The 21,070-nt window shown below is 72.7% G+C and carries 21 protein-coding genes and 1 pseudogene; 14 read left to right on the top strand and 8 right to left on the bottom strand.

The genetic code is table 11. The annotated features are described in order from the left end of the window. Positions 1-65: 65 nt before the first annotated feature. Positions 66-917: a zf-HC2 domain-containing protein gene (locus ELQ39_RS17225; protein ID WP_242592590.1), complete on the bottom strand. Its 852-nt coding sequence runs from the start codon at positions 915-917 to the stop codon at positions 66-68. Further along, complete coding sequence (locus ELQ39_RS17220) at positions 914-1,465, bottom strand: RNA polymerase sigma factor (protein ID WP_121718686.1); 552 nt, start codon at positions 1,463-1,465, stop codon at positions 914-916. Before ELQ39_RS17220 ends, ELQ39_RS17225 begins: the two co-directional genes overlap by 4 nt. Positions 1,466-1,575: 110 nt before the next feature. On the opposite strand from ELQ39_RS17220, the gene ELQ39_RS17215 reads away from it, so the two are divergent. The 11 genes and pseudogenes from ELQ39_RS17215 (at position 1,576) to pstB (ending at position 12,776) form a co-directional block, all read left to right on the top strand. Beyond that, positions 1,576-2,001 (top strand): GntR family transcriptional regulator, encoded by a 426-nt coding sequence (locus tag ELQ39_RS17215; protein ID WP_242592587.1) that lies wholly within the window; start codon positions 1,576-1,578, stop codon positions 1,999-2,001. Next, positions 1,998-2,885, top strand: a complete 888-nt coding sequence (locus tag ELQ39_RS17210) for an ABC transporter ATP-binding protein (RefSeq protein ID WP_242592585.1) — start codon at positions 1,998-2,000, stop codon at positions 2,883-2,885. Before ELQ39_RS17215 ends, ELQ39_RS17210 begins: the two co-directional genes overlap by 4 nt. Continuing rightward, a complete protein-coding gene (locus tag ELQ39_RS17205) occupies positions 2,882-3,883 on the top strand; it encodes an ABC transporter permease (protein WP_242592584.1) in 1,002 nt (333 codons plus the stop codon). The genes ELQ39_RS17210 and ELQ39_RS17205 overlap by 4 nt, the downstream gene beginning before the upstream one ends. A 271-nt stretch (positions 3,884-4,154) precedes the next feature. After that, complete coding sequence (locus tag ELQ39_RS17200) at positions 4,155-6,389, top strand: RNA degradosome polyphosphate kinase (protein ID WP_190003070.1); 2,235 nt, start codon at positions 4,155-4,157, stop codon at positions 6,387-6,389. Then, positions 6,370-6,627: pseudogene (locus ELQ39_RS32705) on the top strand (CHAD domain-containing protein); the annotation flags it as partial. The gene ELQ39_RS17200 and the pseudogene ELQ39_RS32705, both read left to right, overlap by 20 nt. A 234-nt stretch (positions 6,628-6,861) precedes the next feature. Beyond that, the gene (locus ELQ39_RS17195; protein ID WP_443334360.1) at positions 6,862-7,956 is read left to right on the top strand and encodes a CHAD domain-containing protein; all 1,095 of its coding nucleotides are present in this window, start codon (positions 6,862-6,864) and stop codon (positions 7,954-7,956) included. A 26-nt stretch (positions 7,957-7,982) separates the two neighbouring features. Beyond that, positions 7,983-8,423, top strand: coding sequence for an NUDIX hydrolase (locus ELQ39_RS17190; protein WP_190003071.1), 441 nt, complete (start codon positions 7,983-7,985; stop codon positions 8,421-8,423). A 210-nt stretch (positions 8,424-8,633) separates the two neighbouring features. Next, on the top strand, positions 8,634-9,761 hold the full coding sequence (gene pstS, locus ELQ39_RS17185; protein ID WP_190003072.1) for a phosphate ABC transporter substrate-binding protein PstS: 1,128 nt from the start codon (positions 8,634-8,636) through the stop codon (positions 9,759-9,761). Between the two features lie 129 nt (positions 9,762-9,890). Then, positions 9,891-10,895: a phosphate ABC transporter permease subunit PstC gene (gene pstC, locus ELQ39_RS17180; RefSeq protein WP_190003073.1), complete on the top strand. Its 1,005-nt coding sequence runs from the start codon at positions 9,891-9,893 to the stop codon at positions 10,893-10,895. After that, positions 10,892-11,950, top strand: a complete 1,059-nt coding sequence (gene pstA / locus ELQ39_RS17175) for a phosphate ABC transporter permease PstA (RefSeq protein WP_242592580.1) — start codon at positions 10,892-10,894, stop codon at positions 11,948-11,950. The genes pstC and pstA overlap by 4 nt, the downstream gene beginning before the upstream one ends. 49 nt (positions 11,951-11,999) lie before the next feature. Next, positions 12,000-12,776 (top strand): phosphate ABC transporter ATP-binding protein PstB, encoded by a 777-nt coding sequence (gene pstB, locus ELQ39_RS17170; RefSeq protein WP_006136313.1) that lies wholly within the window; start codon positions 12,000-12,002, stop codon positions 12,774-12,776. A gap of 118 nt (positions 12,777-12,894) precedes the next feature. On the opposite strand, the gene ELQ39_RS17165 is transcribed toward pstB, so the two are convergent. Together ELQ39_RS17165 and ELQ39_RS17160 are read right to left on the bottom strand one after the other, a co-directional pair. Continuing rightward, on the bottom strand, positions 12,895-13,893 hold the full coding sequence (locus tag ELQ39_RS17165; RefSeq protein WP_086704819.1) for an inorganic phosphate transporter: 999 nt from the start codon (positions 13,891-13,893) through the stop codon (positions 12,895-12,897). 7 nt (positions 13,894-13,900) lie between these two features. Further along, a complete protein-coding gene (locus ELQ39_RS17160; RefSeq protein ID WP_037930976.1) occupies positions 13,901-14,521 on the bottom strand; it encodes a DUF47 domain-containing protein in 621 nt (206 codons plus the stop codon). 237 nt (positions 14,522-14,758) lie between these two features. Here ELQ39_RS17160 and ELQ39_RS17155 point away from each other — a divergent pair, with 237 nt between their 5' ends. Beyond that, positions 14,759-15,181: a metal-sensitive transcriptional regulator gene (locus ELQ39_RS17155; protein WP_277994694.1), complete on the top strand. Its 423-nt coding sequence runs from the start codon at positions 14,759-14,761 to the stop codon at positions 15,179-15,181. 21 nt (positions 15,182-15,202) lie between these two features. On the opposite strand, the gene ELQ39_RS17150 is transcribed toward ELQ39_RS17155, so the two are convergent. Together ELQ39_RS17150 and ELQ39_RS17145 are read right to left on the bottom strand one after the other, a co-directional pair. Next, complete coding sequence (locus tag ELQ39_RS17150; RefSeq protein WP_190003076.1) at positions 15,203-15,388, bottom strand: hypothetical protein; 186 nt, start codon at positions 15,386-15,388, stop codon at positions 15,203-15,205. Positions 15,389-15,505: 117 nt separating this feature from the next. Further along, entirely contained in the window at positions 15,506-16,348 is an 843-nt protein-coding gene (locus tag ELQ39_RS17145) for a hypothetical protein (protein ID WP_242592578.1), read from the bottom strand. 427 nt (positions 16,349-16,775) lie between these two features. Between ELQ39_RS17145 and ELQ39_RS17140 the strand changes: the two genes are divergently transcribed. Further along, complete coding sequence (locus tag ELQ39_RS17140) at positions 16,776-18,320, top strand: FAD-binding oxidoreductase (RefSeq protein ID WP_242592576.1); 1,545 nt, start codon at positions 16,776-16,778, stop codon at positions 18,318-18,320. A 102-nt stretch (positions 18,321-18,422) separates the two neighbouring features. Here ELQ39_RS17140 and ELQ39_RS17135 read toward each other — a convergent pair whose 3' ends face one another. Both ELQ39_RS17135 and ELQ39_RS17130 read right to left on the bottom strand, forming a co-directional pair. Next, positions 18,423-19,130 carry a phosphatase PAP2 family protein gene (locus ELQ39_RS17135; RefSeq protein WP_190003079.1) on the bottom strand — a complete coding sequence of 236 codons (708 nt, stop codon included), beginning with the start codon at positions 19,128-19,130 and terminating at the stop codon, positions 18,423-18,425. A 210-nt stretch (positions 19,131-19,340) separates the two neighbouring features. Continuing rightward, entirely contained in the window at positions 19,341-20,351 is a 1,011-nt protein-coding gene (locus ELQ39_RS17130) for a bifunctional lytic transglycosylase/C40 family peptidase (protein ID WP_225629276.1), read from the bottom strand. Positions 20,352-20,702: 351 nt separating this feature from the next. Between ELQ39_RS17130 and ELQ39_RS17125 the strand changes: the two genes are divergently transcribed. After that, complete coding sequence (locus ELQ39_RS17125) at positions 20,703-21,011, top strand: hypothetical protein (protein ID WP_006136301.1); 309 nt, start codon at positions 20,703-20,705, stop codon at positions 21,009-21,011. Positions 21,012-21,070: the final 59 nt, after the last annotated feature.

The following is a 21,070-nucleotide window of genomic DNA, read 5'->3' as shown; positions in this document are numbered from 1 at the left end:
CTCCCGTGGCAGGTGATGGGGGCCGGGGCGGTGGTGCGCCCCGGCGGGTGGGATGCCGGGCGCGGTCAGACCGCGGGGTCCCGGCTCAGGTCGAAGCGGTCCCGGAGCAGGACCAGCAGGCCGGCGGCGAGCACGGCGACGGCCGCCGACACGCCCTGTCCGGCCGCGGTGAACGGGGCGAGCGTCTCCTGTCCGCCGGAGCGGACCGCGTCCGCCGTGACCAGCAGCGCGACCCAGCCGCCGCCGGTCAGCGCGGGCGCCAGGACGGGCCCGAGCCGGGCCGACAGCGCGAGCGCCGTGGCGGTGAGGGCGAGCGCCGGCAGCAGCCAGCTCAGGGCGAGCAGCCCGTACCCGGGCAGGGCGAGCGTGGCCAGGCCGTTCAGGCCGAGCCCGGCGGTCAGCACGGCGACCGTGCGGATCATCAGCAGCCGGAACCCGTGCATCGGCGCGACCACGGCCATCTCGTACGTCGGGTCCATCCGCGGCCCGTACGACAGCGCCACCCCCGCGAGCGGCAGCAGCGGGGCGAGCGCGAGGAAGAAGGTGAGCCGGCCGCCCTCGGTGCGGCCGACGGTGACGGCCACGGTGAGCAGCAGCACGGCGGCCACCGCGCCCAGCCAGGAGCGGCGCAGCGCCGGGGTGGCCGCGAGCAGCCGGGCCGTGTGGTCGCGGACGCCGAGCCGCAGCAGCAGCGACTCCAGCAGTCCGGGCCGGGGCGCGTCGAGCTCGGCGTCCAGCCGCTCCCAGCCGGCGTCCAGGGCGACGGGGTCGTCGAGGCCCGCCAGGACGTCACGGCAGTGGGCGCACGCCGTGAGATGGGTGTCGGCCGACCACAGCGCGGGCGCCTCGAGACCGCCGCGCGCGTAGGCCCGCAGGTCGTCCTCCGGCACGTGCCAGCGCCTGTCCTCGTACGTCATGCCAGCGCCTCCCGAAGTTGCCTGCGGGCGCGCAGGGCCCGCGTCTTGACCGTGCCCGGCGGGATGCCGAGCAGGACCGCGGCCTCACGGGTGGTCAGCCCGTCGACCACGGTCGCCTGGAGCACCGCGCGCAGCTCCGGCGACAGCCGCACCAGGGCGCCGGCGAGGTCCCCGTGCTCGACCCCCGCGAGCACGCGCTCCTCCGCCGACACCTCGTCCCGATGGCGCAGCCGCGCCAGCGCCTGCCGCAGCCGCCCCCGCGCCCCGGCCCCGCGCAGCGCGTCGACCAGCCGGCGTGAGGCGATGCGCCACAGCCAGCCGGCTGCGTCCGCGCCCGCCGCGTCCTCACGCCAGCGTGCGGTGCCGCGCCACACCGCGAGGAAGGTCTCCTGCACGACGTCGTCGACGAGGGCCGCGTCGGCGCACCGGGTGCGCATGCGCGCGGTCAGCCACGGCGCGTACCGCCGGTACAGCTCCTCGAAGGCGCGCCGGTCGCCGTCGGCCGTGACGGCGCGCAGCAGCTCGCCGTCGCTTCTCATCTCGCTCACGTCTCCTCATCGGACGGGCCCCGCGGATCGGTTCACGGATCCGCGGTTGACTTTCGCACCACCCTTGCACCACCCTTTCACTACTCAATTAGTGAAAGGGTGGTTGTCGCGTGGTCGACTACCGCATCGACCGGCGCAGCGGCGTGGCCACCTACGTCCAGATCGTCCAGCAGACCAAGCAGGCGATCCGCCTGGGTCTGCTGGTCCCCGGCGACAGGCTGCCCACGGCCCGCGAGGTCGTGGAGGCCACCGCCGTCAACCCGAACACCGTGCTGAAGGCGTACCGGGAGCTGGAGCGCGAGGGTCTGGTCGAGGCCCGGCGCGGCCTCGGCACCTTCGTGCGCCGCTCCCTCGGCGCGGCCCCCGCCGACTCCCCGCTGCGCGCGGAGCTGGAGGACTGGGCCGCCCGCGCACGGGAGTCCGGCCTGGAGTGGGAGGACGTCGCCGCGCTGTTCACCGCCGTACTCGAGACGCACTACCCGGAGCAGGCCGCGCACGCCGCGCCTGCGCACACCCCCCAGGGAGACCCTTCATGACCGTCCCGGCCCTCGAGGCGGACGCGCTCGGCAAGCGCTTCGGCCGCCGCGCCTGGGCGCTGCGCGACTGTTCCTTCCGGCTGCCCGCCGGACGCGTGTGCGCCGTCGTCGGACCCAACGGCGCCGGCAAGTCCACGCTCCTCGCGCTCGCCGCCGGACTGCTCGCGCCCACCGAGGGCACGGTCCGTGTGCTCGGCGCACGCCCGGCCGCCGCCCGCCCCCGGGTGGGCTACGTCGACCAGGACAAGCCGTTGTACCAGCAGCTCACGGTCGCGGAGACACTGCGCATGGGCGCCGACCTCAACCCCGGCCGCTGGGACGCGGACACCGCGCGCCGGGTCGTGGCCGGCGGCGACCTGGACCCGGACCGGCGGATCCGCGTCCTCTCCGGCGGCCAGCGCACCCGGGTCGCGCTCGCCCTCGCCCTGGGCAAGCGGCCCGAACTGCTGCTCCTGGACGAGCCGATGGCCGACCTCGACCCGCTCGCCCGGCACGAGCTGATGGGCCTCCTGATGGGCGAGGCCGCCGCCCACGGCACCACCGTCGTGATGTCCTCGCACGTCGTCGCCGAGCTGGAGGACTCCTGCGACCACCTGCTGCTGGTCGGCGGCGGCCAGGTCCGGCTCTCCGGCGACATCGACGACCTGCTGGCCGCCCACACCCGGGTGACCGCCCCCGCCACGGCGGACCTCTCCCCGCACCAGGTCGTCGAGTCCCGCACCACCGGCCGCCAGCTCGGCGCGGTGATCCGCCCGTCCGGCCCGCTGCCCGCCGACTGGCGCACCGGCACGCCGACCCTCGAGGACCTGGTCCTGTCCTACCTGCGCAACCCCGCGGCCCCGGCCCTGCCCCCCGCGCCCGAAACCCTGGAGGCCGCCGTATGACCACCGCCCTCGCCACCCCGGCCGCCCCCGCCCGCGCCACCGGCGTCCCCCGCCAGTGGCGCTGGCTGGCCCGGCTGCACCGCCCGGCCTTGATCTGCGGCGGCGCGCTGGCCCTGCTCACCGCGGCGGCGCTGCTGTGGCTCGGCGGGCCGCTGACCGACGCGTCGGCGGCGGCGTGGAAGGCGTACAACGCCTGCGCGTGGGACAAGGTGTGCCGCTACGACCAGGACGCGATCTTCCTCTACAAGGAGGTCTACACCTGGACGACGGCCGCCGTGCTGGCCATGCCGTTCCTGGTCGCCGCCTGGGCCGGCGGCGCGCTGGTCGGCCGCGAGACGGAGTCCGGCACGGCCCGCCTCGCCTGGACCCAGGGCGTCTCCCCGACCCGCTGGCTGGCCTCCCGGCTGACCCTGCCGGCCCTGCTCGCCGTCACCGGGAGCGGACTGCCGGCGGCACTGCACCGCTGGGCGTGGACCGCGGCCGACGGACGCGTCGACACCGCCAAGTCCTGGCACTCCTCCGCCACTTTCCTCGCCGGCGGCACCGTCCCCGTGGGCCTGGCGCTGGCCGGTCTGGCGGCGGGCGCCCTGGCCGGGCTGCTGCTCCGCCGCGCGATGGCCGCGCTGGCCACCGCCGCCGTCGCCGTCGGGGTGCTGTGGGCGGGCGCCCACGCGGCCCTGCCGTACCTGTGGCCCTCCGTGACCCGGGTCTCCGGCCTGCGGGACGGGCCGCTGGGGAGCGGCATGCACGTCGGTGAGGGCGTGCTGACCGCCGGCGGGGGCCGGGCCGCGGCCCCGTGCTTCACCAGCCGTCTCCCCGACTGCCGTGAGGAGCTCGCCGACCTGGGCGCCACCGCCTTCTACCGCGACTTCCACCCCGCCTCCCACTACTGGCCGCTCCAGCTGGTCGCCACGGGCGTCCTGCTCGCCGTGGCCGGCCTGCTGACGTACGCGGCGTTCCAGGTGCTGCGCCGCACGACCGGGACGGCGCGCGGCTGACGCGACCGCGTTTCTCGGGGGGCGTGCCCGCGGAGGGCACGCCCCCTCGCCGTGTGCACCCCCCGTGGGCCACCGCCCGCTGCCCTGGACGTCATGTCGCCGTAACCACGGATTCAGACGGCCTTGCGACGCTCGGTGAATGCATCCCGCCGCGGCAGAGCCCTCACCCAGCCGGGTGAACGGGAGGTACGGGAGCGCCTCAGGGCCACCACCGCTCCCACCCGCGCTTTCCGACGCGCCCGTGACGCCCTTCGCGCGGAAGAATGGAGTCATGAGCCAGCCCAACACCCAGGCACAGGTCCAGCACTCGCAGCCCTCCGTGGGCTCCATCGCCGCGCACCGGCCGCACACCGTGGCCGGAACGGTGTCCGATCTGGAACCCGACATCGACGCCGACCTGGACGGCTACGAGGAGGCGCACATCGAAGGCGCCGCCCCGCTTCCGCAGGGCCGTTTCCTCGACCGCGAGCGCAGTTGGCTGGCGTTCAACGAGCGGGTGCTCGAACTGGCCGAGGATCCCGAGACGCCGCTGCTGGAGCGGGCGAACTTCCTCGCGATCTTCGCCAGCAACCTGGACGAGTTCTTCATGGTCCGGGTCGCGGGACTCAAGCGGCGCATAGCCACCGGCGTGGCCACCCGCTCCGCCTCCGGCCTCCAGCCCCGCGAGGTGCTGGAGATGATCTGGGCCCGCTCCCGGGAGCTGATGGCGCGGCACGCCGCCTGCTACCACGAGGACGTCGCCCCCGCCCTCGCGGAGGAGGGCATCCACCTGGTCCGCTGGAACGAGCTCACGGAGAAGGAGCAGGCCCGCCTCTTCACCCTGTTCCGGCACCAGATCTTCCCGGTGCTGACCCCGCTCGCGGTGGACCCGGCGCACCCCTTCCCGTACATCTCGGGTCTGTCGCTCAACCTGGCCGTGGTGGTGCGCAACCCGGTGACCGGGCACAAGCACTTCGCCCGGGTGAAGGTGCCGCCGCTGCTGTCCCGCTTCCTGGAGTCCTCCCCCGGCCGCTACGTCCCCGTCGAGGACGTCATCGCCGCGCACCTGGAGGAGCTGTTCCCGGGCATGGAGGTGCTGGAGCACCACGCGTTCCGGCTCACCCGCAACGAGGACCTGGAGGTCGAGGAGGACGACGCGGAGAACCTCCTCCAGGCCCTGGAGAAGGAGCTGATGCGGCGCCGCTTCGGGCCGCCGGTGCGGCTCGAGGTGGAGGAGTCCGTCGACCGCGAGGTGCTGGACCTCCTCGTGCGCGAGCTGAAGATCTCCGAGGCCGAGGTGTACCCGCTGCCCGGCCCGCTCGACCTGACCGGCCTGTTCCGCATCCACAGCCTGGACCGGCCCGAGCTGAAGTACCCGAAGTTCGTCGCCGGCACCCACCGCGACCTGGCGGAGGTGGAGTCGGCGTCCGCGCCGGACATCTTCGCCGCGCTGCGCAGCCGGGACGTGCTGCTGCACCACCCGTACGACTCGTTCTCCACCTCCGTGCAGGCGTTCCTGGAGCAGGCGGCCGGCGACCCGGACGTGCTGGCCATCAAGCAGACGCTGTACCGCACCTCCGGCGACTCCCCGATAGTGGACGCCCTCATCGACGCCGCCGAGTCCGGCAAGCAGGTCCTCGTCCTGGTGGAGATCAAGGCCCGCTTCGACGAGCACGCCAACATCAAGTGGGCGCGCAAGCTGGAGGAGGCCGGCTGCCACGTCGTCTACGGCCTGGTCGGCCTGAAGACCCACTGCAAGCTGTCGCTGGTGGTCCGTCAGGAAGGCGAGACGCTACGGCGGTACAGCCACGTCGGCACCGGCAACTACCACCCGAAGACGGCCCGGCTGTACGAGGACCTCGGGCTGCTCACCGCGGACCCGCAGGTCGGCGCGGACCTCTCCGACCTGTTCAACCGTCTTTCCGGCTACTCCCGGCGCGAGACCTACCGGCGGCTGCTGGTCGCCCCCAAGTCCCTGCGCGACGGGCTGATCTCACGGATCGACAAGGAGGCGCAGCACCACCGCGCCGGACGGCCCGCGTACGTGCGCATCAAGGTCAACTCGATGGTCGACGAGGCCGTCATCGACGCCTGCTACCGGGCGTCCCAGGCCGGCGTGCCCGTCGACATCTGGGTGCGCGGCATCTGCGCGGTCCGGCCCGGCGTTCCGGGGCTGTCGGAGAACGTGCGGGTGCGGTCCGTCCTCGGCCGCTTCCTCGAACACTCGCGAGTGTTCGCCTTCGGCAACGGCGGTGAGCCCGAGGTGTGGATCGGCAGCGCCGACATGATGCACCGCAACCTCGACCGGCGGATCGAGGCGCTGGTGCGGGTCACCGACCCGGCGCACCGGGCCGCCCTCAGCCGGCTGCTGGACACGGGGATGTCCGACACCACGGCGTCCTGGCACCTCGGCCCGGACGGCGAGTGGACCCGGCACTCCACGGACGCGGACGGCCAGCCCCTGCGGAACATCCAGGAGATGCTCATTGACGCCCGGAGGCGCCGGCGTGGCACAGCAGCACCCTGATCCCGCGGACGTCCTGGCCCGCCATCTGCGGGCCAGGGCCACCGAGTTCCTCCGTGCGCTGCGCCTCCACCGGGGCGCGGCGACACCGGAGGACTCCGCGGAGGCGGCCCGCGCCCTGAGCCGCGCGGCCCGCCGCATCAGCGCGGGCCTCTACACCTTCCAGCCCGCACTGGACCCGGCCTGGTCCCAGGCCCTGGGCCCGGAACTCGCGTGGGTCTCCGGAACGTTGTCCCAGGAAGACGCCTGCGCCACCCGTCTCACCCGCCTCCTGGAAGCCCTCCACCACCTCTCGGGCCCGGTGCCCTCCTCGGCGCGGCCGCCCGCGCGGCGGACACCCGCCCCCGACGAGGCTCCGGACTTCGCGAGGGCCTCCGCCCCTGACGGGCGCGCGGGCCCGGCCGAGGACGGCCCGCGAAGCGCGCCCCGTGTCCGCGACGGCGGCGGGTCCGCGTCCCCGGCACGCGAACGCGGCCTGACCGCCCACCACGACGCACCACCCGTCACCGACGCCCCGTCCACGGCACCCGCCGAGGGCTTCCCGGACCGCCGGGTCTCCACTCCCTCCCCCGGTGCGCGTGCCACCCGGCCCACGTCCCGCACCCCCGGTGCGCCCACGCCCGCCGACGGCACCCCGCCGGACGTACCCCGTACCGTCGCCCCGGCGTCCGGTGCACAGCCCGCCGCCCGCGCCGTCCGCGCGGCCGGATGCCTCCCCGCCGCGGCCCGCCGCACCCCCGCCGCGACCGTGACCGCCACCGTCCCGGCCCCGGACGGCCGGCGCGCGGGCGGCCGGCGTCCCGAGGGGGAGCCCGGTGCCGTCGGTGCCGGGCGCTCGGGGGACGACGCGCGTGACCCCGACAGCGGCCCGGGCAGCGGGTTCGCGGCGGGCGGTCCGCGCCCCGGGAGCCGCGCCCGTGCCGCCGGCGCCCGGCCCGCCCCCGACCGGAGCCACCTCGCCGTAGGCGCCGCCAAGGCCGCCGCCCTGCTCGAACGGCAGCTCACGCTTGCCCGGACGCGGGCGCACTCCGCCGCCCTGCAGGCGCTCGGGTCCGCGCGGTTCCATGCCGTCGCCGACCAGGTGGCCGTGCTGGCCAGTGAGGTCCCGTTGGCGGGCAGGGCCACGGACATCGATCTGCGTCCGCTCGCCGACGCCGCGCGGGAACGGCTCGTGGCCGCCGTCGCCGCGTTGCCGCTGGTCACCGCGGGGAGTCCGTACAACGCCGAGGCGCTGGTGCACGGCCTGTCGCCCGACCCCGCCCCGCACCCGCAGGACGCCCCCTGGCACCAGGTGCGGCTCCTGCTCCGGCTGCACCGGTACGCCCGGGAGGTGCTGGACCCCGCCGCGGGCGACGACCCCCGGCTGTGTGCGGCGGGCGAGGCGCTGGACCGGCACCGGGACGCCGCCGAGGCCGCTGCCGCCGCCGCTCAGGCGGCCCGCACGCCGAGGATCGCGCCGGCCACGGCGTACGCGCTGGGCGTGCTCCACGCCGGCCAGCGGCATGAGGTGGAGGCCGCGCGGTACGCGTTCCAGCGTGCCTGGCGGCAGCCGCCCTCCGGCACCCCGTAGAACGCCCTGGAACAGGGAGGCCCTCGGTGCGCACCACCCGGCCCGGCAGGCACGGCGCCCTCACCGTCGAGGCGGCCGGCTGCGTCCTGTGGCGCCGCTCGCCCGTCACCGGCGAGCTGGAGCTGTGCCTGGTCCACCGGCCCAAGTACGACGACTGGTCCTGGCCAAAGGGCAAGCTGAAGCGCGGCGAGGACGCGCTCGCGGGCGCCCTGCGCGAGGTCGCCGAGGAGACCGGGCACACCGCGGTGCCGGCCGCGGAGCTGCCCAGCACCCGCTATCTCGCGCACGGCCGTCCCAAGCGGGTCCGCTACTGGGCGGCCGAGGCGGTCTCCGGCACGTTCACCCCGAACGACGAGGTCGACCGCATCCTCTGGCTCCCGCCGGACGCGGCCCGCCGCCACCTCACCTCGCCGATGGACGCCGGCCTGGTGGACGCCCTCCTCGCCGCCCTCCCCCCGGCCCCCTGACACCGCCCGCGCCGTGGCCTCACCGCACCGTCCTCAGGGGTTCACCCCTCGTTCATGTACGCCCATCGGCCGCTTCACCTCTTCTGCCTAATTTCGGCCTTACGCGGTGCGGATCGGCCGTACACGCACCCTTACAGGACGAGGCGTCCCGCCTCACCACACTTCGCACGCCGCCGATTTTCAGGACGGCGGCCACTGGAAGGAACACAAGTGAAGCTTCAGCGCATGAACCGGCGGGCCCTCGCTCTCGGTGCTCTCGCCGTCACCGGCGCCCTGGCCCTCACGGCGTGCGGCTCCGACGACACCGGCACCGGCAACGGCGGCGACGCCTCGGCGACCGCGCAGGCCGGGAACATCGACTGCGGCGACGCCAAGGGCCAGCTCCAGGCGTCCGGCTCCTCCGCCCAGAAGAACGCCATCGACGCCTGGGTGAAGCAGTACACCGCGGCCTGCAAGGACGTGCAGATCAACTACAACCCGACCGGTTCGGGCGCCGGCATCACCGCGTTCACGCAGGGCCAGACCGCGTTCGCCGGCTCGGACTCCGCGCTGAAGCCGGAGGAGGTCGAGGCGTCGAAGAAGGTGTGCACGGACGGCCAGGGCATCGACCTGCCCATGGTCGGCGGCCCGATCGCGGTCGGCTTCAACGTCCCCGGCGTGGACACCCTCGCCCTGGACGCCCCGACCCTCGCGAAGATCTTCGACAACAAGATCACCAACTGGAACGACCCGGCGATCGCCAAGCTCAACTCCGGCGCCGACCTGCCCGACCTGAAGATCCAGGCCTTCCACCGCTCCGACGAGTCCGGCACGACGGACAACTTCACCAAGTACCTGAAGGCCGCCGCGCCCAAGGACTGGAAGTACGAGCCGGGCAAGTCCTGGGAGGCCGAGGGCGGCCAGTCCGCGCAGGGCTCCTCCGGTGTCGCCCAGCAGGTGAAGCAGACCTCCGGCGCCATCTCGTACTTCGAGCTGTCCTACGCCTCGGACGGCATCAAGACCGTCGACATCAAGACCGAGGCCACCCAGCCGGTGAAGGCGACCATCGACAACGCCACCGCCGCCATCGGCGCCGCCAAGGTGGTCGGCACCGGCAAGGACCTCGCGCTGGAGCTGGACTACACCCCGTCCGCCGAGGGCGCGTACCCGATCGTCCTGGTGACGTACGAGATCGTCTGCGACAAGGGCAACAAGGCCGACACCCTGCCCGCCACCAAGTCCTTCCTGAACTACATGGCCTCCGAGGAGGGTCAGGGACAGCTGGCCGAGGCCGGCTACGCCCCGATGCCGCAGGAGATCATCACCAAGGTCCGCGAGACCGTCTCGAGCCTCAGCTGACCCGAGTGTGCGGCCCGCGCCCGGTCCCGGGGCGGGCCGCACCGTCCGGTGCACCGCCAACAGGAGCCCCGATCCCCGCGGCTCCGACCGAGCCGCCCGGCCCGGCGGCTCCGCAGACCGGAGAACCCGATGGACATCACCACGCAGAAACCCGCGGCCCCGCCGGCACCCGGCCCGGCCGCGCCCCCCGACGCCCCCGCCGCGCGCGGCGTCACCCGCCCCGGCGACCGGATCTTCCTCGGGCTGTCCCGGGGGTCCGGCATCTTCGTCCTGGTCCTGATGGCCGCCATCGCGGCGTTCCTCACCTACCGCGCCACGCTGGCCATCTCCAAGGACGAGGCCAACTTCTTCACCAGCTTCGAGTGGAACCCCAGCGGCGTCCCGCCGGAGTTCGGCATCGCGGTCCTGGCCTTCGGCACGGTCGTGTCGTCGATCATCGCCATGGTCATCGCCGTGCCGGTCGCCGTCGCGATCGCCCTGTTCATCACGCACTACGCCCCGCGCCGTCTCGGCGGCCCCATCGGCTACGTGATCGACCTGCTCGCCGCCGTCCCGTCCATCGTCTACGGCCTGTGGGGCGCGCTCGTCCTGGTGCCGCACCTGGACGGCCTGTACGGCTGGCTCGACGACTACCTCGGCTGGACCGGGATCCTGGAGTGGAACGACGGCGCCCCGCGCTCGCTGTTCACCGTCGGCATCCTGCTCGCGGTGATGATCCTGCCGATCATCACCAACGTCAGCCGTGAGGTGTTCCGCCAGGTCCCGCGGATGCACGAGGAGGCCGCCCTGGCCCTCGGCGCCACCCGCTGGGAGGTCATCCGCATGTCGGTGCTGCCGTTCGGCCGCTCCGGCGTGATCTCCGCGTCGATGCTGGGCCTCGGCCGCGCCCTCGGCGAGACGATGGCCGTCGCCATGGTGCTCTCCCCGAGCTTCACGATCAACGCCAGCCTGCTCGACCCGGGCGGCGGCACCTTCGCCCAGAACATCGCCAGCAAGTTCAACGAGGCCACCGAGATGGGCCGGGACGCGCTGATCGCCTCCGGTCTCGTGCTGTTCGTCATCACGCTGCTGGTCAACGGCGCGGCCCGGCTGATCATCGCCCGCCGCAAGGAGTACTCGGGGGCCAACGCATGAGCCACGCAACTCTCCACAGCCGCCCGGCGAGCTCCCTGCGCGGGGCGACCCTGCCGAAGTGGTTCCCCTGGGCCGTCGCCGGCGCCTCCGCCGCGCTCGGGTACGGCATCAGCACCGCGGCCGGGCTGCACAGCGACATCCAGTGGGCGCTGATCGCGGCGCTGCTGTTCGTCGGCGGCTCATTCGCCGTGTCCGCCAAGGTCGAGGGGCGCCGTCAGGCCCGGGACCGCACCGCGACCAGCCTTGTGTGGGTGGCGTTCCTGCTGGCGGTGATCCCGCTCGCGTCGCTGACCTGGGAGACCGTCGAACGGGGCATCAAGGTCCTCGACGGCTACTTCCTCACCCACTCCATGGGCGTGGTCGCCGACACCGAGCCGGGCGGCGGCATCTACCACGCCCTGCTGGGCACGCTGGAGCAGGTCGGCCTCGCCACCTTGATCTCGGTGCCGGTCGGCGTGCTCACCGCGATCTACCTCGTCGAGTACGGCCGTGGCCGGCTCGCGAAGGCCGTGACCTTCTTCGTGGACGTGATGACGGGCATCCCGTCCATCGTCGCGGGCCTGTTCGTCCTCAGCCTGTGGATCCTGATCCTCGGCATGGGCTACTCCGGCTTCGCCGGCTCCATGGCGCTGTCCATCCTGATGATCCCGGTGGTGGTGCGCTCCACGGAGGAGATGCTCAAGCTCGTCCCGAACGAGCTGCGCGAGGCGTCCCTCGCCCTGGGCGTCCCCAAGTGGCGCACCATCCTCAAGGTGGTCCTGCCGACGTCCGTCGGCGGCATCACCACCGGCGTGATGCTCGCGATCGCCCGCATCACCGGTGAGACGGCACCCGTGCTGCTCCTGGTGTGGGGCACGAACTTCATCAACGCCAACCCGTTCCAGGACCCGCAGGCCTCCCTGCCGATGTACATCTACCTGCAGTACACCAACGGCTCCGAGGCGGCGTACGACCGTGCCTGGGCGGCGGCCCTGACGCTCATCGCGTTCATCATGATCCTCAACCTGGTGGCCCGCGGCATAGCCCGCTGGAAGGCCCCGCAGACCGGTCGCTGACCGGCTCCCCCGCACAGTCGCCGGCGACCCGAAAGAAGCAGTGATACCCATGGCCAAGCGCATCGACGTCAGCGGCCTCAACGCCTACTACGGATCCTTCCTGGCCATCGAGGACATCTCGATGACCATCGAGCCCCGCTCCGTGACGGCCTTCATCGGCCCCTCCGGCTGCGGCAAGTCGACCTTCCTGCGCACCCTCAACCGCATGCACGAGGTGACCCCGGGCGGCCGGGTCGACGGCAAGGTCATGCTCGACGACGAGAACCTGTACGGCGCGGGCATCGACCCGGTGGCCGTGCGGCGCGAGGTCGGCATGGTCTTCCAGCGCCCGAACCCGTTCCCCACCATGTCGGTCTACGACAACGTGGCGGCGGGCCTGCGCCTGAACGGCAAGTACAGGAAGTCCCAGCTGGACGACGTCGTCGAGAAGTCCCTGCGGGGCGCCAACCTGTGGAACGAGGTCAAGGACCGGCTGAACAAGCCCGGCTCGGGCCTCTCCGGCGGCCAGCAGCAGCGCCTGTGCATCGCGCGGGCCATCGCCGTCGAGCCGAACGTGCTGCTGATGGACGAGCCCTGCTCCGCCCTCGACCCGATCTCCACCCTCGCCATCGAGGACCTGATCGGCGAGCTGAAGGAACGCTTCACGATCGTCATCGTGACGCACAACATGCAGCAGGCGGCGCGCGTCTCGGACCGCACGGCGTTCTTCAACCTGGCGGCGGTCGGCAAGCCCGGCAAGCTGATCGAGATCGACGACACGGAGCGGATCTTCTCCAACCCGTCGGTCCAGGCCACCGAGGACTACATCTCCGGCCGCTTCGGCTGATCCGGCTCCTCGCGACGCTGCATGGCGGTGCCGCCGCGAGGCACGAAGGGCCCGCCCCCACTCGACGGGGGCGGGCCCTTCCACGTGCCGGCGCCGGATCACCGCGCGGTCAGCGGGTCTACAACGCGATCAGATGCACGAGTCCGAAGCAGGCCGCGGCCACCAGGGCGGCGGCCGGCATGGTGATGAACCAGCCGAGGACGATGTTCTTGGCGACGCCCCAGCGCACGGCGTTGACGCGCTTGGTGGCGCCCACGCCCATGATCGCGGAGGTGATCACATGGGTGGTGGAGATCGGCGCGTGGAAGATGAACGCCGAGCCGAACATGATCGACGCGCCGGTGGTCTCGGCGGCGAAGCCCTGCGGCGGGTCCAGCTCGATGATCTTCCGGCCGAGGGTGCGCATGATGCGCCAGCCGCCCGCGTAGGTGCCGAGGGACAGCATCACGGCACAGGCGATCTTCACCCACACCGGGATCGGGTCGCCGTAGTCCTCGACGTCGGCGATGACCAGGGCCATCACCACGATGCCCATGGTCTTCTGGGCGTCCTGGAGTCCGTGGCCGAGCGCCATGCCGGCCGCGGAGACCGTCTGGGCGATGCGGAAGCCGCGCTTGGCCTTGTGCGGGTTGGCCCGCCGGAACATCCACATGATCGCCGTCATCACCAGGTAACCGGCGATCAGGCCGACGACCGGCGACACGAACATCGGGATGACGATCTTGTCGACGACGCCGTGCCAGTACACCGTCGTCCCGCCGGCCAGCGCGGCGCCGACCATGCCGCCGAACAGGGCATGGGACGACGACGAGGGCAGACCGAAGTACCAGGTGATCAGGTTCCAGACGATGGCGCCGATCAGGGCCGCGAAGAGGATTCCCATCCCCGTCGACCCTTCGGGCGTCTCGATCAGCCCCTCACTGACGGTCTTGGCGACCCCGGATCCCAGGAAGGCGCCGGCCAGGTTCATCACGGCCGCCATGGCGAGCGCCGCGCGGGGCGTCAGCGCACGCGTGGAGACGGACGTGGCGATCGCGTTGGCCGAGTCGTGGAACCCGTTGGTGTAGGTGAAGAAGAGCGCGACCCCGATGGTCAGGATCAGAGCGAAGGTGTCCATGAAAGGCTCAGGACTCCTTGACGGCGATGGTCTCCACCGTGTTCGCCACGTGCTCGAAGGCGTCCGCCGCCTCCTCGAGAACGTCCACGATCTGCTTGAGCTTCAGCACCTCGATCGCGTCGTACTTGCCGTTGAAGAGGTGGGCGAGCAGCTTGCGGTGGATCTGGTCGGCCTGGTTCTCCAGCCGGTTGACCTCGATCCAGTACTCGGTGAGGTTCTCCATGGTGCGCAGGTGCGGCATGGCCTCCGCGGTGAGCTCCGCGGCCCGCGCCAGGACCTCGATCTGCTGCTCGACGCCCTTGGGCAGTTCCTCGACGTTGTAAAGGACGACCAGGTCGACGGCCTCCTCCATGAAGTCCATGATGTCGTCGAGGGACGACGCCAGGGCGTAGATGTCCTCGCGGTCGAACGGCGTGATGAACGAGGAGTTCAGCTGGTGGAAGATCGCGTGCGTGGCGTCGTCACCTGCGTGTTCCGCGGCCCGCATACGCTCTGCGATCTCGGCCCGGGCGGAGGTGTCCGCCCCGAGCAGTTCCATCAGGAGCTTGGAGCCCGTGACGATGTTGTCCGCGGACGCGGCGAACATGTCGTAGAAGCTCGTCTCCCTGGGGGTCAGACGAAAGCGCACGTGGGATCCTCGGTATGCGTCGGTTTCGGTCAGGCTGATGCTAGGCACATCATCCGGCCACCAATAACGGCCGCCCCCCAGTGTCGCCCATCAGGCAGAGTGATGAGTACGGGGGCGGCAGGTGCGGCTCGCGGGATCCGGCGAGCGGCGCGGAACGGCCGTCCGGGGACCGGCCACGTTCGGTACCATATACCCACCAGGGGTATATAGCGCCCATCAGGACACCAGGAGGACGCGATGACCACCACCGGAACCGGCGCGCACGCGCCCTCCTCCCCGGACGCGGACGGCGCCGTGGACACCGCGCCCGCCACGGGCGCCCCGGAGGCGGCGGATGTGACGGACGTAACGGACATCGTGACCGATCACGACCGCGGGATCCACGGCTACCACCACCAGAAGCAGGAGCACCTCAAGCGGCTGCGCCGCATCGAGGGCCAGATCCGCGGACTGCAGCGGATGGTCGACGAGGACGTCTACTGCATCGACATACTCACCCAGGTGTCCGCCTCCACGAAGGCGCTGCAGTCGTTCGCGCTGCAACTGCTGGAGGAGCACCTGCGCCACTGCGTCGCGGACGCGGCCGTCAAGGGCGGCGACGAGATCGACGCGAAGGTCAAGGAGGCCACGCAGGCCATCGCCCGCATGCTGCGGACCTGACCGGCCGGGCCGGGCCGGGGCTCAGGATCCGGCGGTGTCCGTCCGCGCCTCGGCCACCCGCAGCACCTCGTCGATGCTCTCCAGGCTCAGCCGGTCCTCGGCGTTGGACGCGGCGATGATCAGCTCGCCGCACAGTTCGATCTCGGCGAGCGCCACGTGATCCTGGACCGGAACCGTCCCCCTCCCGAGCGGAGCCACGCGCCTCACCTCACTCTGTCGTCACCGACTTCCTAGAGTAGGGAGCGCCCTACGGACCGCGCATGGCACGGAAGGGCTAGTTCGGCCTGGCCACCGCGGGCCCCGCCCCCGGCCCGCCGACGCCGCTCACTCCTGGGCGATCCGCCCGGCGTAGATGTCCTCGTCCGCCGGAAGCCGCACGTCGGCGGGGGCGCCGAAGTCGTACAGCAGGGTGGTGGAGGCGACCGCGACGGGTTCCTGCCGCTCGCCGTTCACGAAGCTGAACCGGTGCCGGATCTTGCGGATCCGCCCCTCGTCGTCGAGGTACACGTCGAACGGCACCCGCGCCGTGGCGAACCCTTTCGCCGCCGCGCCCAGCGGCCCCCGGTTGACCTCCGACGCCGCCTGGGACGCCACCTCCAGGTCGGCGGTGCCCCGGTAGTGCCGCACCCGCGCGCCCGCCACCTCGGTCCGCCCGACGAACGCCGCCGAGCGGGTGCCGCGCAACACCTCGGCGGCGGCGAACGGATCGGTCGCCCCGCCGGTGACCAGATTCCCGTCGGACAGCGTCGCGGTGTCCACCCGCACCCACTTGTCGGGGGGCACACCGGCGCCCCGGTTCTTCATGTACAGCGCGCCGGGGGCGAGCAGTTCGGTGATCGGCCGACGGTCGGCGGCGCCCGCGGGGTCCTGCGGCAGCCGCACCGCGAGCCGCCCGAGCCGCTTGCGATAGTCGTAGACCCCCTCGCCCCGGATGGTGACCCGGGTGCCTCCGGTGGCCATCTCCAGCGAGGTGCGCGTCTGCGAGCTGCCGGCCTCCACCAGCGCGTCGGCGGCCGTGCGCAGCACCTGCACCGGATCCCCGGCGGGCGGACCCTGCGCGACGGCGTCGCTGCGCGCGCACCCGGCGGCGCCGAGCCCGAGACAGCAGACGACCCCGGCCACGGCCGTCACGCCGTGCGTCCGCCTGTGCTGTCGCCCTCGCGCCATCCCTGCCTACCCCCGCTCCGTCCGACACGGGCCGCTGTCAGTGGCGTTAACGACCGGTCAGGGGCCCCGTCACGCGGCCCGGCGGGCGTTACCGTGGGCGTCGTGCCGCAACAGGACGACGCGCCGGAGCCCCGGCCCCACCTCACGACCACCACCGAGCAGGGGCCCTTCTGCACGGCCCACTGCACCTGCGGATGGCGCGGCCCGGCCCGCAGAGCCAGGAGCCTGGCCCGCAGGGACGCCGAAAACCACACGAGGGAGTGACGCGGCCCCCGCGGGGTGCCGAGAATGGCCCGGCACCCGGTCCCCCGGCGGACCGCCCCGCCCCGGGCCCCTGCGGACCTCCGGCCCCGGGCCCTCGACGGACGGCCCCGCCCGGGTGCGCCGTGACAGGCCGTCCCCCCACCCGACGTCCGGAAGGCCGCCCGTGAACCGCCGCACCTTCGTCGCCGGCGCCGCCGCCGCGCTCACCGCCTCCGCGTGCACGTCCTCCGAGCCCCGGCCCGCGCCGCCCACGTCACGCGCCGCGTCTTCCCCCACGCCCTCCCGCACCCCGCGCCCCGCGACGCCCGCCGACTGGACCGCCCTGGCCGGGCACCTCGACGGCCGCCTGGTGCGCCCCGGCGACGCCGACTGGACCACCGCGCACCGCCTCTACAACACGCGCTTCGACACCCTCAGGCCCGCCGCCGTCGCCTACGTCCGGCACGCCGACGACATCCGCACCGCCCTCACCCACGCCCGCGAGCACGCCGTCCCCCTCGCCGTGCGGGGCGGCGGCCACTCGTACGCGGGCTGGTCCTCCGGCGACGGGCGCCTGATCGTCGACGTGTCCGGCATGGCCGGCATACGCGTCGAGGGCGACACGGCCGTCGTCGGCGCCGGCGCCAGGCTGATCGACGTCTACCGCACCCTCGCCGCCCGCGGGCTCACCGTCCCCGGCGGTTCCTGCCCCACCGTCGGCATCTCCGGCCTCACCCTCGGCGGCGGCCACGGCGTCACCTCCCGCGCCTACGGCCTGACCTGCGACCACCTCACCGAGGTCACCCTGGTCACCGCCGACGGCGCACAGCTCACCGCCTCCGGCTCCGAGCACCCCGACCTGTTCTGGGCCCTGCGCGGCGCGGGGAACGCCCAGTTCGGCGTCGTCACCGAGTTCCGCTTCCGGACCCGCCCCGCCCCGCGGAGCGTCACCGGCCACCTCACCTGGCCGTGGGAGCGGGCGGCCGCCGTGGTCGCGGCCTGGCAGGAGTGGGGCCCCGACCAGCCCGACGAGATCTGGTCCGCCCTCCACCTGGAGAACACCGGCGCCGGCCCCTCCGTCTCCGTCACCGCCTTCTCCCTCGGCACCTACGGCGACCTGCAGAACGCCGTCGACCGGCTCGCCGACCGCGTCGGCGCCTCCGCGAGCGGCGTCCTGCTGCGCCGCCGCTCGTACCAGGAGTCGATGGAGCTGTACGCGGGCTGCACCTCGTTCGCCGACGACCGGTGCCGGCTCCCCGGCGCGACGCCCGGCCGCAGCCCCGAGGGCGCCCTGGCCCGCGAGACGTACACGGCCCGCTCCGACTTCTACGACCGCCCGCTCGACGACGCCGGGATCGGCACCCTGCTGGAACGGACACGGGCGGCCCGCGGCGGCTCGGCGAGCATCGCGCTCACCGCCCTCGGCGGCGCCGTCAACCGGGTCGAGCCCACCGCGACGGCGTTCGTGCACCGCCGCTCCCGCGTGCTCGCCCAGTACCTCGCGTCCTGGAACCCCGACAGCTCCGACGGCACGGCGGTCCGGGAATGGCTGACGGCCACTCACCGGGCGCTGCGCCCGCACGCGTCCGGGGCCGCCTACCAGAACTACACGGACCCCGGCCTCACCGACTGGCGCCGCGCCTACTACGGCGACGCCGCCCCGCGCCTGTCCCGCCTGAAGCGCCGCTACGACCCGGACCGCGTCTTCACCACCCCGCAGGCCCTCTGAGCCTCTCACCACGGACGAGGGCCCGTGGCCACCCGCCCCTCAAGGGGACGGAGACCACGGGCCCATCGCCGTGTCGTGTCGCCGTCGTGCGTCGAAGCCCGCTCAGGCCGCCAGGTCCCGCTCCTCGGGTCCGGTGCCCGCGCCCCGGCCCCGGCTGCGCTCGGCCACCTTCCGCCGCTGGCCCTGCGGCCGGGCGGCGACCAGCCAGCCGGCCTTCGGCGACCGCTCCACCGCCCGCATCAGCGGCGTCAGCAGCGCCATCGCGAGCGGCGACAGCAGCAGCGCGACCGCGGTGCCCAGCGCCAGTCCGCCGACCACGTCCGTCGGGTAGTGCACGCCCATGTAGACGCGGATGAAACCGCCGATCAGGCCCAGCACCAGCGCGACCAGCCCGAAGCGCCGGTTGGCCAGGAACAGACCCACCGCCAGCGCCATGCAGAGCGTCGCGTGGTCGCTCACGAAGGAGAAGTCGTCCTTGCCGTCGACGAGCACCTCGAGCCCTTCGTGGTCGTTGAACGGCCGTGGCCGCTCGACGAATCCGCGGATCGGCACGTTCACCAGGACCGCGACGCCCGCCGCGAGCGGCGCCCACACCAGGGCCGCCACCGATGACGCGGCGTCAGGTCCGCCGCGCCTGCGCACGCCCCACCAGCACCACAGCACCATCGCGAGAAGGCCGAAGAGCACCCCGTACTCGCCGACGAACTCCATGACGTGGTCGAACCACGGCGGGGCGGCCTTGGCGAGGCCGTTGATGTCGTAGAGCAGGTCGACGTCGGGGTTCGACCCGGAATCGGCGAGTCCAGCCATGGTGCTGCGGCCCCTTCGTCATGTCGTCCGGCGCGCGGACGCGCGCCCTGTCTGCCACCCCCGTGGTCTGTAGATCCGCTCGTCCGCTCGGCTACGAGAACAGGAACGCACGGCCCCCGCCGATACGTTCCACCCTCCACCGAAAGATCACGCAGACGTTATCGAAGAGAGATGCGTCTTCGCAGCTCAGGGGGGCGTTTGTCGCTCCGCTCACACCGTCGTGGGGAGCGCTTTCGCGCCATCTTCCGTGACCCGGGTGGCACCAAAGTAGTCAGGAGTGTCGATCGGGTCGAATCGGATCACCGCACCGGGACGCGGCGCGTCGATCATGTACCCGCCGCCGACATAAATACCCACATGCCGGATGGCCCGCGAATTGGTCAGGTCGTCCGAGAAGAACACCAGATCACCCGGCAGCAGCTCGTCCCGGGCCGGATGCGGACCCGCGTTGTACTGGTCGTTCGCCACCCGCGGCAGCGTGATCCCCACACTCTCGTACGCGGCCTTCGTCAGGCCCGAGCAGTCGAAGCGTCCGCCCTGGTCAGCGGTGCCGTTGCCGCCCCAGAGATAGGGAGTGCCGAGCTTCTTCTGCGCGAACGCGATCGCCCCGGCGGCCTGCCGCGAGGGATCCACCCGCCCCACGGGCGCCGCGAAGCTCTTCTCCAGCTCGCGGATGCGCTTCACGTAGTTCTGCGTCTCCTCGTACGGCGGCACGCCCCCGTACTTGATGACCGCGTACGCCCCCGCGTTGTACGAGGCGAGCATGTTTTCGGTCAGATCCCCGCCGACGTCCTTCACGTAGGACGCCAGCGTGCAGTCGTAGGTCGCCGCGGACGGGATCGCGTCCGCCGGGTCCCACACGTCACGGTCCCCGTCCCCGTCGCCGTCGATCCCGTGGACGGCCCAGGTGCCGGGGATGAACTGCGCGATGCCCTGCGCGGCGGCGTGGCTCTGCGCCTGCGGGTTGAAGCCGCTCTCCTGGTAGAGCTGCGCGGCGAGCAGCGCCGGGTTGATGGCGGGACAGAGGTTGCCCCAGCGGGAGACGAGCTGCTGATAGGCCGCCGGCACACTGCCCTTGGCCAGGGACTTGGCGGCGCCGCCGCCCACCCCGTTCACCAGGTTCCCGGCGACGACGTACACCCCGACGACGAGCAGCATCACGAAGGCGAGTGCGGAACCGACGGCAAGAGTCGCACCGACCCACACCTTACGCACCGTCAACCACCCCTCACCGTCCGGCAGTCCGCCGCCGCCCGACAGTGTAGAGGCGAGACGGCCGAACGGAAGTGATCAGATACGACGACATGCACGGTCCACGCCAACGGGGACGAGCCGCGCTTCATTGCCCGACGTTACGCAGCGTGATACACAGAGTGACGATACGACTCTTCACCCTTCGGAGCGCGCCCCTCCCGGAGTCCGGCGCGCGCCGGTGGCAAGCTATTCCCACGAAACCCGCCAACAGATGACGTCAAGTCGACATACGACGGCGTCATCGTCGGCGACAATGAGGCCTGACCTCTGCACCCCCGCAGAGGATGCGGAACTACCCATACAGGGGCGGTGACTTACATGCTCTTTGCGGCCGACGAGGGAGACATCAACACCATCATCGGCGGGATCGCTCCGGACTGGGGCCCCTTCGGCAGCCTGGGCAACGAGGCCAAGGTGATGATCGAAGTGGTCATGGCCGTCGCCATCCTCATCTGCCTCGGCATCGCCATCTGGGGGGCGGCCAAACAGCGCATCGGCGCCACCGCGTTGAGGGACACGTTCAGCGCCGAACAGGGCAAGGGCCTCATCATCGCGGGGCTCACGGGCGTCTTCATCATCGGTTCGCTCGGCACCCTGTTCACCATCGTGTACGGCATGGCCGTCTAGCCCCGCACCATCGGTCCCGACCGGGCACGCCCGGCCCCCCTTCATCCCACCCGCCCGTC

Source organism: Streptomyces sp. GB4-14 (assembly GCF_022696125.1).
In the GTDB taxonomy this organism is placed as follows: domain Bacteria; phylum Actinomycetota; class Actinomycetes; order Streptomycetales; family Streptomycetaceae; genus Streptomyces; species Streptomyces werraensis.
Note: the sequence above shows the minus strand (reverse complement) of the source record. Positions and strands in the feature narration are given on the sequence as shown.